This window comes from Methylocaldum sp. MU1018 (assembly GCF_053646775.1).
In genome coordinates this window covers 1,241,450-1,254,279 of sequence record NZ_CM132195.1, presented here as the reverse complement: position 1 = coordinate 1,254,279, position 12,830 = coordinate 1,241,450, and the positions used below count along the sequence as shown (strand labels likewise).

The 12,830-nt window shown below is 58.1% G+C and carries 11 protein-coding genes; all 11 read right to left on the bottom strand.

The window, feature by feature from the left end:
• Positions 1-219: 219 nt before the first annotated feature.
• Positions 220-720, bottom strand: coding sequence for a hypothetical protein (locus tag ACWJKU_RS05860; protein ID WP_454146688.1), 501 nt, complete (start codon positions 718-720; stop codon positions 220-222).
• 379 nt (positions 721-1,099) lie between these two features.
• Entirely contained in the window at positions 1,100-2,050 is a 951-nt protein-coding gene (locus ACWJKU_RS05855) for a glycosyltransferase (RefSeq protein ID WP_454146686.1), read from the bottom strand.
• A gap of 360 nt (positions 2,051-2,410) precedes the next feature.
• Positions 2,411-3,340 (bottom strand): glycosyltransferase family 2 protein, encoded by a 930-nt coding sequence (locus ACWJKU_RS05850; RefSeq protein WP_454146684.1) that lies wholly within the window; start codon positions 3,338-3,340, stop codon positions 2,411-2,413.
• Positions 3,341-3,343: 3 nt separating this feature from the next.
• On the bottom strand, positions 3,344-4,129 hold the full coding sequence (locus ACWJKU_RS05845; protein WP_454146682.1) for a polysaccharide deacetylase family protein: 786 nt from the start codon (positions 4,127-4,129) through the stop codon (positions 3,344-3,346).
• Between the two features lies 1 nt (position 4,130).
• Positions 4,131-5,096: a glycosyltransferase gene (locus tag ACWJKU_RS05840; protein WP_454146680.1), complete on the bottom strand. Its 966-nt coding sequence runs from the start codon at positions 5,094-5,096 to the stop codon at positions 4,131-4,133.
• Positions 5,097-5,179: 83 nt separating this feature from the next.
• Positions 5,180-6,124 carry a sulfotransferase domain-containing protein gene (locus ACWJKU_RS05835; protein WP_454146678.1) on the bottom strand — a complete coding sequence of 315 codons (945 nt, stop codon included), beginning with the start codon at positions 6,122-6,124 and terminating at the stop codon, positions 5,180-5,182.
• Between the two features lie 382 nt (positions 6,125-6,506).
• Entirely contained in the window at positions 6,507-7,718 is a 1,212-nt protein-coding gene (locus ACWJKU_RS05830; protein WP_454146676.1) for a glycosyltransferase family 4 protein, read from the bottom strand.
• Positions 7,719-7,722: 4 nt separating this feature from the next.
• Entirely contained in the window at positions 7,723-9,639 is a 1,917-nt protein-coding gene (locus ACWJKU_RS05825) for a hypothetical protein (RefSeq protein ID WP_454146674.1), read from the bottom strand.
• On the bottom strand, positions 9,632-10,660 hold the full coding sequence (locus tag ACWJKU_RS05820; RefSeq protein WP_454146672.1) for a glycosyltransferase family 2 protein: 1,029 nt from the start codon (positions 10,658-10,660) through the stop codon (positions 9,632-9,634). The genes ACWJKU_RS05825 and ACWJKU_RS05820 overlap by 8 nt, the downstream gene beginning before the upstream one ends.
• Positions 10,657-11,664 (bottom strand): glycosyltransferase family 2 protein, encoded by a 1,008-nt coding sequence (locus ACWJKU_RS05815; RefSeq protein ID WP_454146670.1) that lies wholly within the window; start codon positions 11,662-11,664, stop codon positions 10,657-10,659. The genes ACWJKU_RS05820 and ACWJKU_RS05815 overlap by 4 nt, the downstream gene beginning before the upstream one ends.
• Positions 11,661-12,827: a glycosyltransferase family 4 protein gene (locus ACWJKU_RS05810; RefSeq protein WP_454148052.1), complete on the bottom strand. Its 1,167-nt coding sequence runs from the start codon at positions 12,825-12,827 to the stop codon at positions 11,661-11,663. Before ACWJKU_RS05810 ends, ACWJKU_RS05815 begins: the two co-directional genes overlap by 4 nt.
• Positions 12,828-12,830: the final 3 nt, after the last annotated feature.

Sequence of the window (12,830 nt, the reverse complement as noted above, 5' to 3'; positions counted from 1 at the left end):
GCGTCGCCGTTCCGGAACGAAAATGACGCGATTAGCGGGCTCGAACGACGTCCCCTCGCCGTCTTGCGCATCGGCCGCAGCCGAGAGGTGCGGAAACGCAAGAAACCGCGCCGTTCGTCATCGGCGCGGCTCGCATCTTAGCGCGCCTACGGCTCTACCGAGCCGCGCGGGGCATCATGGGTCCATCGACATCGACCCCGAACGGCGCCCCGGATCGCTTCAGTCTTTCGTATTTCTCCGCCGCTCCTCATAGCGGGAAATCAGTTTTTCCATTCGGGCGCCGTCGCTCAGGCAGCTTTCCAGCTCGCTGGCGATCAAATGGTCATAATGGCGGCACAGCACGCTATCGGTCGGGCGCGGAAAGGTCACCGTCTCGATCATATATCCGATATGGCTCACATAATGCCGCCTGAGCACCGAGTCTTCCGGGACATTATGGCGAGGCGTTCCGGCGGCCGATGATTTCGGCGGATTCGCCGGCTCCTCGTCCGCAACGGCGACATTCCGCCGAATGCCCGAGCCGCGCGGAATATTCCCGGGCGGCGCTTCGGCCGCCGGTGCTTTCGGTAAATCCGCAACGACGGAACGTCTTCTTCGAAAAAACACATAGCCGATAACCAGAGCCAAAAAAACGGCGACCGCCATAATAGCGGTCGACCCGGATTGAAATGCATAGCTCGCTAAATGTTGCAGAAAACCCGTGGGTTCAGATTGATTCATAATGACCTCCTCCCGTTATGAGTTTTTATCTCATTTATGATTTATACCGTTACCCCGCGATGCCACGGACTTGAGCCGCTCGCGCCGAGGTATCGAACGCTCCGAGCCGGCCAAAGACGCGCGGGCCGAACGCCGGGCCGGTAATTAACCCGGTCGCCCCCCAAAAATAGCGAAACGAGAGGCTCGGATAGTCTGAACGGCTATTTTCACAGCCGCAAGTAGCGCTTCGAAAAACCGCGCACTTCGACCCGCTCGGTGCGAACGCTTCCCATCGGATCGCTCGGTTCCGTTCGTGCCGAGCCGGTCGAAGTCTGAACGGGGTCGGTTTTTCGAGGCGCCCAGATAGCGCGTTATGAATAGGAAAGAATAGAAATGGTCGTTATGACTTAGTCGAATGCTGCGGTTTCGAAAATGCCTGAAACGCCTGCATTTCTCCGAGCGTCGCACTAAGGCGCATCATATAAAAGCGCGTGCGCTTCCAGCTCAATGAAAACACGGCGCTCACCAGATATGTCAGCAGCTTTCGCCAGATATATCTCGGTATCTTCGGTTCGATATCGTTGCCGGCCAGGGTTGCGCTATACGAACGCTGATAGCTTTTTCTCAAAAGGTAGAAAAGATTGAACCGCTTCAGATCGACATAATGATATTGCACGACACTCGGAACATATTGCATTCGTTCTCCGGCCTGCAATGCGCGAATAACGAATTCCACATCCTCTCCACCGCCCAAATCGTGCCCCCGAGGCCCCAGTTCTGCGGAAAATCCGCCGACGCGGGCGAATACGCCGCGGTTGACGATCAGATTGCCGCCGCCCGGCAATTTGCCCTCCAAAGTAATCCGATGCGGCGTATCGCCCTGATCCTGGCAGGGAATCGGCAACGGATACACGGCGTAGGGCCCGGTATCGTGCACCCACTCCGGCTCCGATCCGTTCCAATCGGGCAAAATTCGGCCGCAAAACATCGTGGCTTCGGGATAAGCCTCGGCCGCCGCGCAGATACCGGTCAAAAACGAAGCGTCGACGCGGTGGTCGTCGTCGATCAACGCGACCAGATCGCTTTTCAAGCGCGGAATGGCGCTATTGAGCGCATGGGATTTTCCGGGAACGGGCTCGGCGAACCAGGCGACGGGAAGCGTTCGAGCGCCGGCCTGTCGTTCGCCGATACTTTTCAGGAGATCATGAGTGCGATCGGTGCATGCGTTGGCAGCCACCAGAATATCGATCGACCAGCCGGGCGGACGTAGGGCCGCGTTCAAGGAATCCAGCACCCTTTCGAGCAGTTCGGCCCGATTGTGCGTGCAGATCAGGATCGTGAGACGGCTCACCCTTTTCCTCGCATCCGGGTCCGGCAGCGGTTGAGGAAGCTCTGACCGAATCTCCGATCCGGAGAAGCGGCCTGGCCGGCGCTCCCGGCCAGGCCGTTTGCGATTGGAGCGCCAGGACACCCCTTCCCAAAGGGAGAGGGCTTTTTCAGAGCTTCCTTAAATTGATTCATCAGGACACCTCGAAAAACCGACCCCGTTCAGGCTTCGACCGGCTCGGCACGAACGGAACCGAGCGATCCGATGGGAAGCGTTCGCACCGAGCGGGTCGAAGTGCGCGGTTTTTCGAGGTGCCCATCGGAGGGCCGCTTCGAACAGTCGATTTGATATCCGCCACTACGGGCGATAAAAGGTAACTTCAATTCAACCCCTCTGTCTTCCGGAAAACCAACCTTGGATGTACCCCAGAAAATAAGCCGCATTCATTTCCAGTCTCAACGAATAGTCGGAACCGCGCGTTGCCCGCATGCGGGCAACGCGCCAAAACGCTCTCAAGATCTGGGGATAAAGATATTTCGGCGGGATTCTGGGACCATCGCCCCGCTTGATCAAGCCCTCCGTGCGTCCTTGGCGGTAATGCAGATCCAGAAAATATTTGCGCGACAATTTCCAGGCTTGGATGCGATGGTGAATGACGGCGCCGGGAATCCATCGAACCTTGTATCCCGCCATCACCATGCGTTTATATAAATCCGTGTCCTCGCCTCCGAAATTGTGCGCGCCGCGTCTTCCCAATCCGGCATCGAATCCGCCGACGGCTTTGATCGAATCCACTCGAAAGCCGCTATTCCCGGTGAAGATAGGCGTACTCGGATCCTGCAGCCATTTTTCTTCATAGCCATGATCCAAATGCCCGAGAAAGCCCAGAAGCTCATCCTGCAACCAGGCGGGCCGAGTCGCCTGCTCGAACAGCACTTCGATACGGCCGCCAAAGGCATCCGGACGGCTCATCGAAATTGCATTTTCGCAGCGTATCAGCCAATCGATTTCCGGAGTCTCGTCGTCGTCGAGAAAAACCAGGTACTCTCCCCTCGCTTCGGCGATTGCCCGGTTTCTGGCGTTGGCGACCCCCAAATTCGGTTCGTCGATCACGCGGAGAGAGGCGCCGGCAACGGACCACGGCTCGGACGACAATAGCGCCGGGGTTTCGTCGGTACTGCCGTTATCGACGACCAAAAATTCAATCGAACGACGCGGAGCCTTGACTTCGCGCAGGTCGAGCAAAGTTCGCCTCAGCCGATCGGCATGATTATGGGTGCAGACGGCAAGCGTGATCAGCGGATACTCACTCACGATTTACCCCAAGCCGAGTTGCGTGCCGAAGCGGGATACATAGTATTTTATGGAACTGCCCAGGTTTCCGTCGTTCGACCCCAAAGCGACCTTGCGCGCCAGCATGGTCGGAGTATCGGTGCCGAATACGTCCAGGCGGCGAATGCGGAACGGATCGACCTGCCCCGGGCGATTGAAGCCCGGCTGGACCGAAAACGCCGCGCCATAGCCGGCCTTCCGTGCAGCCGCGAGAACGCGTTCGTCGTGCCGTCCATAGGGATAAGCCAGGAAAGGCACCGATTCGCCGAAGAGGCTTTCGAGATCGGCTTTCGAGCCCGCCAACTCCGCTTCAAGCGCTTCGTCGTCGAGCCGGGTCAAATCCGCATGGCTGCGGGAATGGGAATGAAAACCGAATCCGTGATCCCGCATTTCCGCGATATGGCGGCAGTCCATCAGCGGATAAGCGGCGCCCGAGGGATTCTCGCGGCGGCACCACTCGTCCTGGCCGCCGATCAGGCCGCTCACCAAAAACACGGCCGCCGGCCAGCCGAGCCGCCGGAGAACCGGGTAAGCGTGCTCGTAAACCCCCAAAAATCCATCGTCGAAAGTCAACAAAAAACTCCCTTCGGGCAAATCCGGCCCTCCCTTGATCCAGGCGACAAAGTCCTCGATAGGCACCGGGCGCATGCCTTTGGCCGCGAGTTTCTTCATATGCGCCTCGAAAGTATCGGGACTGACGCAGTATTTCCGCTCCCAGGCGTTGGCGCTCTTGCCCACCCGGTGATACATCAGGACGACGGCCCGCTCCATCTCACTCTCCTCTCTGCGCCAGGGCGCTTCGCCGCGCATCCACTACGCCCAGTAAAGCGCGAAAAATCGGCCCCGGAAGGAGCGCCGGAAGGACGTATTTCAGATCCGACGGACTCCAGGCTCCACGCAGCAAAGCCTCGCGGAACAAGCCCTGCGCCGAGGCCAGATCGCGCTTCCAATACGCGCGGTAGGCGGCCCTCAAGAGTTCGCCCTCGATCAAATTCTTGAGAGCCGGCGCGCCGAGATGCGAAACCAGATCGGGATGTTTGCGGACGAAATCGCGTCTTACGGCGTAGGCGTCCAGGGTCTGACGACGCCTTCCGGACGAAATCTGGCCTCTGCCGTGCCAACGGTAGAACGCCAAGACTTCCGGCACGCGGACGATGCGGCGCGTGTGGGCGATCAGCTTGAGCCAGAAGTCGTAATCCATGGCTGAAAAACGCCGCTCGGAAAATCCTTCGACAGCCTCGACGACATCGCGCCGAACGAGCGCCGCATGAATCGGCCAGGGGCAACTTTTCAGGAACAAGGCGATCGTGTCCTCGTCTTCGTATTTCGGCGGCACGTACGGCTCCTTTCCGGGCGCGTTTTCGCCGACATTCTGCCATCCGCCGTAAGCGCAATCCGCCGCATTCGACATCAACGCCGCGTGGAGCTTTTGCAAACAATCCGGAGCCCAGTAATCGTCGGCATCCAGAAAGGCGACGAAGGCGCCGCGGGCTTCTTTCAAGCCAAGATTGCGGGCGGGAAAAGGACCGGCGTGATTCTGGTGCAACAGTCGGATCCGCTGCGGAAATTCGGATGCCAGTTCCTCCGCGATACCGACCGAACCGTCGGCGGAGCCGTCATCCACCACGATGATTTCCACAAATGGATAGGTCTGGCCGAGCACGCAGCGCACCGACTCTTCGATGAACGGCGCCGCGTTGTAGCATGGCATGATGATCGAAATCAGTTCTTGCCTCATTTGCCCGATCTGCCCCCGTATTGGATTCGTTCTTTTCAAGATCCGGCCGGCGCGGCCTATGGGAATCGCGCGAAACCGTTCTTTTAGCCGGCGTCCGCGGCCGATACCAAATCCGTATCCCGCCATAAATCAAGGAACGAGCAGTCGGCCACCATCGCGGAAATGCGCCGGTAAAGATCTTCGCTCAGTTCCTTTCTCCAGCGCGTCATGGATTCCTCGGCATTTTTCCTGATCGACCACTCCCCTTGCTCGGAAGCCGCCACCCCCGTGGTGTCTCTCAAATGACGCAAGGTCTGTTCCGAAACCGGCCAGCCCAGGAAATCGAAGATTTTCCCGACCTGCGCTTCCGGCTCCCGACAAAGGTCCTCGTAAACGACACGGAGCACTGGCAGCGCCGACGCATTCAACATCAATTCGTTACTGATCCACCACAACAATACCATATGCTCCGGCCACCCCGTCCCGAGATATTTCGCCGCGAGTTCGTGATATTGTCCCAACGCCGGATTTTTCAGAACATATTCGACCCGCTCGCGATACCGTTTTTCCGCCGCCGCCTCGTGACGCGCATGCTGCCGCAATTCCGAAGCCAGTTGAGAAAAAGGATTGCGAATCAGATGTACGATCTTCAGATTATCGCCCAGCGATTGTTTTAGATCATTCAGCTTTTCGCAAAACCAAAGCAAGCGCACGATCTTGAAAAGATAAGTATCCGGCGCCGATTTTTTAAATCCGTAATCCTTGTTTATCCTCAACGATCTCAAAGCGTCTTTCGCCTGGGGCCCGTATTTGGCCCGGGCTTCCAGCAAAACCCTTTCGGCCCGCCTCGCCCAAACCGGCCTTTCTGGAAGCCAAAAACCATAGGGATTCTTTATCCTCAAAAGGCCGGGCGTCGTAAAATCAAGCTCCGGATAATGGCAAATCTCGTAAAAATATTCGGCTTTTTCGTAGGAATCCAGGATAGACCCCAGCCAGGTCGTTCCCGAGCGTCCGGAGCCGGCAAGAATCACATATTTTTTATCTGGCATGATCGATTCGCCTATGGGTCGATATTGTTCCGGCAATTAAATTGGAATCATCCTAAAAACCGCGGGGCATCTCGAAAAACCTGCCCCGTTCAGGCTTCGACCGGTTCGGCACGAACGGAACCGATCGATCCGATGGGAAGCGTTCGCACCGAGCGGGTCGAAGCGCGCGGTTTTTCGAGGCGTCCTTGTCAGGTTGTTTCCAACGGCCGGATTTAGAATCATGCGGGTGCGCCTTCCGATTCTCCAATGGCGGCCGGTGCAGGATGGGCCGAACCTGCGAAGCCCATCGATCGCGAACGATGCTTGTCCTGAGCCGGGCCGAAGGGCGCTTCCCGATGGTCGGGACGCTCTATGGGCTTCGAGACCGCCGCGACGCGCCGCCTCACGCGCTGTTTGTTTTCCATGCGACTGGGTCAGCCGAGAGTTCGCGTTTTCCCGAGACCGTTTCATAAATCTTTTCCGCCTGTTCGACGACCCTGAGCCACGTGAATTGGCGCGCAAAGCCCTGGCACCGATCGCATTCGAAACGAATCTCGCCTGCCAAAAACCGTTGAAGCGCCGATTCGATGAGATCCGCATCGATATCGTCGACGAAGAACCCGCTCACCCCTTCCTGTACCGCCTCGACGGCGCCCGCATTTCGCGCCGCCAGCACGGGCGTTCCGCAGGCGGCCGATTCCAGGTACGCGATACCGAATCCTTCATGGCTGCCCGGAAGGATCGACGACGTCAGCACGAACAGATCGCCCTCGACCAGGCGAGCCCGAACCTCGGAATCTCCGATAGCGCCCGTAAACACCACGCGATCCGCTAATCCGAGGTCTTTCGCCAGTTGCTCCAGTGCCGGCCGTAAATGACCGTCGCCGATCACGGTATAGACGAACCGGTATCGGTCCTTTAACTTCGCCAACGCCCGCAAAACAAGGTCCACGTTCTTTCTGGGCTCGGCGAGCCTGCATACGGTAACCAGTCGCGTGAGTCCATCATCGTTCGGCCGGGGCGGACGGAGAATCTCCAGATAATCATTCCCCACGCCGACCAGAGGCGCGGAAACCCGGCCTCGCAAAGCCGGAAAACGCTCCAGAAAGACCGACTGGGTATAGAGGCTATTGGCGAAGACGTGCTTCAGCTTGGGAATCGACCGATTGACCAGGCGCCCGGTCAGCCATCGCCCCAAGGCGATATCGAAACGGTTGACTTGATCGGAGACGATTTGCGACCGCCCCCACAATCGGGCGGCCCGAACCAAATCCGGTCGGGCCGTCAGCATGTAAGGACGCAGAAAATCATTGCCGTGCACCGATGCCACGACGGGCAAGGTTTCCATCGCCAGCCAGGTATAAGCCGCATTCATGACGTGCCAGACATCGAATCGAAACCGGTCGACCAGTTTCCGGTCGATTCGCCGTCTAAGCCTGAGAATCGGCAGCACCTCTACACCGGCAACCTCGACCGGCGGCTGATTGAAGCGGGTAAAAACCGTAACCCGATGACACTTTTCCGCCAGGGCCCGACTGAAACCATAGGCATAAGTCTGCATGCCGCCGATAGAAGGCGGATACTCGGGCGCAACGATTCCGATGTGTAAAGACATGTCTTTAATCTCTCGCCGCCACGCCTCGGACCCATCCTTTGGCGGGAACTTGAAGGAACGATTCCGGAACCGGATGTCCGTTCGAATCCTGCCATGCCGGTTTGACTGCAAGATCGAACTCCGGCGGAAAGGTCAAAGTGCAGTCGAGAGGAGCCGCCGAGGGATTCGCGATCAGGAATTCGATCCTTTGGGGCGTACTTAAATTCGCCACCAAAAGCCGTCCGTCAAGCGCGCCGGGACAAGGCATCTGACGATTCGGCGCCACGACTTCCGCATTGGCGCCCAGAACCGAAGGCGGCACTCCCGAATTCAAACGCTCCAACGCCAACAACGCCTCCGCCAGCCAGGCGCGATAAGTCATCTCCTCCGACTGAGTGCAGGCGTGGTAAAGCGCCTCCGCCCAAAATCCCAAAGCATACCGCTTGTTGTTTAACTCTTCCCATCGTCCCCGAATGCCGCTCGTTTGAACGAAATTCATCCCCTGTCCGATGATTGCCGTCAGGCCATCCTGAGGAAAGCGCCTTTGGAATCGGAGCAAATCCATCAGGTTGATCGCCTGATAATCGTGCGCCCAGGTCTTGAGCGTAAGCTCCCGATCGATATAGCCGCCGGGCATCACGAGCCGCGGGAATTTGGACTTGATCCACGGCAACAAAGGAATCAAGTATTTCCAGCCCAGCCGCTTCAAGACCTTTAAATGGACGGGAAGCGACTGTGCTTCCGAGGCCGGGAGAAATGTCAGGCGAATGGCCCGGAACACGGGCCGATACAGCCACTCGGCCGGCTTTCGGCGGAGGACGGCAACCACGGCGTCTTTCGCCTTTTCCACCGCTGGTTGAAATCGGGTATCGCCTGTCAAATCCCGATAGCGGTCCAGGGCGACGATCGTGTCCAACTGCGTATTGAGCACCAGCATATTCGATTCGCTTTTCCCGAGCGCCCTGCTGGAAATCCATTTGAACGGCCCCTGCCGCAACTTTTCGACGCTATGCTCCAGTTCGTCGTGCAAAAACCAGACGCCCACGTCCGGCGAATCGGATTGCTTTGCGATGAACTCGGCGGCTTTCGTCAAAGATTCTTGAATGGCCTTATCCGCCGTTTCGGAAAGTGCGTCCAGTAACAGATGCATACCGCTGCAATGCAAGCGGTAGTGGGATTCCATCCCGTCGGTCCACTCTCCGTGCCGCCATCCGCCATCGGAGCCTTGCCGCGCGATGACGGACAGAACGAGTTGAGTCTTCAGCAGGCGATAAATCCTCTTCCCGGTCGCTTTTTCCAGGCCGCACAAAGTCACATAGAGCGCATGCGCGTCGTTCTCCGAACAAATCCGCCAGCGGTGCGGCCAACCATAGCGATTCTCGTAAACCCAGCCGTGGATCAGGTGCAGATAAACATCGGCCGGATACCGGTATTGACCATGACTTCCCCACAGAAAACGCGGCCGAGATTCGGAAGGCGGAATTTCGGCCAACTCGGCGAGCATCGAATCTGCGCGCGCCAAACGCCATACCAAAAAATCCAATGTCCAGCCTTGGGGCGTCTCGACGCCTACGGCCAGACCTTCCGGAGCGAGTTCCAGAGTCGACAGCGGCGCATCCATTTCGGCCAGAATGTGTCCGTCGCCGTCCAAACGGCGCAGCTTCGGCAATTCGGGCCACCAATAGAGAGGTTGTCCCGCGGATTGGAATATCCAACCTCCCGCCGCGGCCTTAACGAGTCGATATCCCGGCGGAGATCTCACTACGATGCGGTCGCCGCGGCCGGTCCGTCGAAAAAACAAACACGAGGATCCTTCATCGTCCCATCGATCGAGTATCGTCTCGCCGTCCTCGGCAACCTCTCGCCGGCGGCAGGCTCCGTCAATGGCGCAAAGCGCATGGCGCGGCAAATCGAATAATCTTTCCAGATCGAATTCAGTCATTGGCCGGTCTTCCTGCTTCAACGGATCGGCGCATCGTCTTCCATTCGGCTTGCAAGTCCCATACATCTTGAGGGCAGATGCCGAATCGCCCACGCCAATAGTCACGTATGCCCTTGTACCAGGCGCGATTCAAAGGACTGCGCAAAACGCTTTTCAAAGTCCATGCGGCCGACCTCGGTCCCCGGCGAAAGGCGTGCAGCACCGGTTCCAAGAAGCGAGAGACAAAGGCGCGATAAACAGACCAGTGAAGCGCGAGCCGCGCCGCCGGCGGAAGCGCCTTGCCCGCCCATAGCAAGCGGTTTCGGAACGTAAAGTAGAGTTTCAACGGCGACTCCTCGCCGCCGAACGAAACCGAAATCTTGTGCCACAACCGGGCCTTCGGAACATACACGAGCCGCCAACCGGCCTGCCTTGCCCGCCCGCAGAAATCGATCTCTTCGTAATTCAAGAAAAAACGTTCGTCCAGCAATCCGATTTCCCGAAACACCGAAGCGCGGATCAGCATGGCGCAGCCCACGATGAACTCGGTCTCGCCGACCGCGTCGTATTGGCCGCAATCCGGCTCGCCATCGCCGATCTGCTCGAAACGCCGTTTCGCTGCGTTCCATCGGCCGCCCCCATACCAAATTCGATCAGGCTGATCGTAATAGTAAATCTTCGGCGCCAATACCCCCGCCTGCGGCTGTCGCATTGCCTCTTCCGTCAGCGCCTTCAGAAAATCGGGGGCGACCTCCGTATCGTTATTCAAGATCAGCATAAATTCCGCATCGTCCCGCAAAGCGGCCCGTATGCCGACGTTGTTGCCCCCGGCGAAACCCAGGTTGGTCCCGTTCTCGATCAGATGAACCCAAGGATGCGCTTCGCGGATCGCGGCTACCGAATCGTCGCTCGAACCGTTATCGACGACGATGACCCGGTGCGCCGGATAATCCATCTGCCGGAGCGAATCGAGACAGGCCAGCGTATCCGCCTTGCCGTTCCAGTTGAGGACGACGATCGCGGTTTTAGGTGTCGCGTTCATGAGGTTTTCAACCGCCACAGCAAGGTATTGTCCAGCCAGTGTTTGATGCGATGCGGCCAGAGATAGGGCGATTGCGTCAACTCCGGATAGCGGCGTTTCATCTCTTCCCACTGCTGCGGAATCTCGGGGTCCTCTCGGCCGAGTTCGCGGACATATTGTTCCAGCCACCAGCTTTGCGCGGCCAATTTCTTTTTCAGGTTCAGCCGGAGCTGCCGAGCGCGTCGGCGCAGAGGCCGGTAAGCGGGCGAGCGGCTCCATCGATTGAGAATCAGCAATCCGTCCAGATATTCGCTACGAAAGCGCTTGCGGTTGCTCGCACTGGCGGAAGAGCCGTGAAAGCGGAAACTGGCCAAAGTGTGCGGCAGGTAGGCGATGCCGGTGTGAATGCCCACGCGGATCCAGTATTCGAAATCGCAGAACTGGACCAAATCCGCATCGAACGTTCCGAAACGTTCGAACACGGATCGATGAAGCATGCAGGCGGTGGGCTCTCCGAGGAAATTCTGGCGGGTTTTCAGAAGCATCGTATCGACGACCTCCGGACTCCCAACGTACTCTGCGCCGGGAAACAAGGATTCGACGCTGGGCAGACTTTCATAATGGCGAATGATCGCCTCGTCGATATCGCCCTCGAAAACGATACGTCGACGGCAGAACAGAATCGGAATTCGCGGATCCATGCGTCGAGCGAAAGCCGTCAGGCACTCCGGAGCAAGCGCGTCGTCCTGGAACAGAAACTTGATCCACTCGCCGCGAGCCAACTCGACGCATCGGTTCCAGTTGCCCACCAGCCCGAGGTTCCGCTCGTTTTGATACAAACGTATCCGTACATCGCACTCTACATACTGCTTCGCGATCTCGACACTCCCGTCGCCGGAACCGTCGTCGACCAAGACGATCTCCATGTCGGCAAAATCTTGCCCCACGGCCGAATCGAGGCACTCGCGCAAGTAGCGCGCGCCATTGTAGATGGGAATACAGAGAGAAATGCTCGGTGTCTTCATGCTAGCCGGGGCGTCAGCGTATCGTGAATGATGTGTTCGATCCGATCGGCATAGGTCTCCAGGCTGAAACGAGAGACTGCCCGTTCCCTGGCCGCCGCCCCCATCGCGGCCAGCCGTTCCGGATTCCGGAGAAGAGTGCTCACGGCGTCGGCAACGGCGTCCGGATCGCCGGGACTCACGAGGAGGCCGGTAACGGCGGAATCGACGACTTCCTCCACCCCGTCCCACCGGGTTGCGATCACGGGTTTTGCCGCCGCGGCAGCCTCCACGAGATTGAGTGGAAATACTTCCTGCCGAGAGGTGGAAACATGTACGGTAGCGGCCTTCAGGATGGCCGGAATGTCTTTCCGGGCGCCGAGCGGATGGCACCGTCCTTCAAGGCCCAAATCTTTAACGGCGTGCAGCGCAGCCTCGTGCAAGCCAGGATCGGAGGCATCGCCCATCATCAGAAAACGGGCCTCCGGAAAACGGTGGCGGATCTTGGCCGCTGCCCGTATAAAGGTCAGCGGGTCTTTTCTCGAGCTGAAACCGCCGATAAAAGTAACTATCGGTGCGTTTTCGGGAATGCGAAGTTCGGATCGGATTGTGCTCGGATCGGCCGTATCGAAGCGGGCGAGATCAACCCCGTTCGGGACGGCTTCCACGTGAGCCCCGGTTTTGCCGAAACGCTTGCCCAAGGCCATCGAGGGCACGATGATCCTGTCGGAAAAACGCTCTATGATGAAATCCACCCAGGCCGAGGGAAGATAGCTTTTCAGGTCCTGGTTTCCCTTGAGATATTCGTGGACGTGCCATATATGGGGAACCCCCATGCGGCGGGCGGCAACGGCGCCCTCGACCACGGTCGAGGTATTCGTATAAACCAGATCGGCCTTTTCCTTTTCGATCAGATGGCAAAGACTCCATACCCGCGACCTGAAACTCCTGGCGAATCGGAAAAACGACCGCAACGAATGCCTATTTCTGCCGGGTATCCATGGATTAATGCAGTAGCGGATCAAGTAATCGACCTGATTTGAAGCCAACTCGCTTTCCAGCGGACCTTGCCACGGCAGCAGAACGCGCACGCCGAATTTATCCTTTAAAGACGAGGCGATGGACGACAGACATAACTCTGCGCCCCTCCGTTCCGTGTCGTGGGATATGAACAATATACGGTTCATCAC

Coding starts and splice junctions, on each gene's coding strand:
- ACWJKU_RS05845 (WP_454146682.1), bottom strand. CDS start 4,129: ATGGAGCGGGCCGTCGTCCTGATGTATCACCGGGTGGGCAAGAGCGCC.
- ACWJKU_RS05820 (WP_454146672.1), bottom strand. CDS start 10,660: ATGAACGCGACACCTAAAACCGCGATCGTCGTCCTCAACTGGAACGGC.
- ACWJKU_RS05835 (WP_454146678.1), bottom strand. CDS start 6,124: ATGCCAGATAAAAAATATGTGATTCTTGCCGGCTCCGGACGCTCGGGA.
- ACWJKU_RS05810 (WP_454148052.1), bottom strand. CDS start 12,827: ATGAACCGTATATTGTTCATATCCCACGACACGGAACGGAGGGGCGCA.
- ACWJKU_RS05825 (WP_454146674.1), bottom strand. CDS start 9,639: ATGACTGAATTCGATCTGGAAAGATTATTCGATTTGCCGCGCCATGCG.
- ACWJKU_RS05840 (WP_454146680.1), bottom strand. CDS start 5,096: ATGAGGCAAGAACTGATTTCGATCATCATGCCATGCTACAACGCGGCG.
- ACWJKU_RS05815 (WP_454146670.1), bottom strand. CDS start 11,664: ATGAAGACACCGAGCATTTCTCTCTGTATTCCCATCTACAATGGCGCG.
- ACWJKU_RS05860 (WP_454146688.1), bottom strand. CDS start 720: ATGAATCAATCTGAACCCACGGGTTTTCTGCAACATTTAGCGAGCTAT.
- ACWJKU_RS05830 (WP_454146676.1), bottom strand. CDS start 7,718: ATGTCTTTACACATCGGAATCGTTGCGCCCGAGTATCCGCCTTCTATC.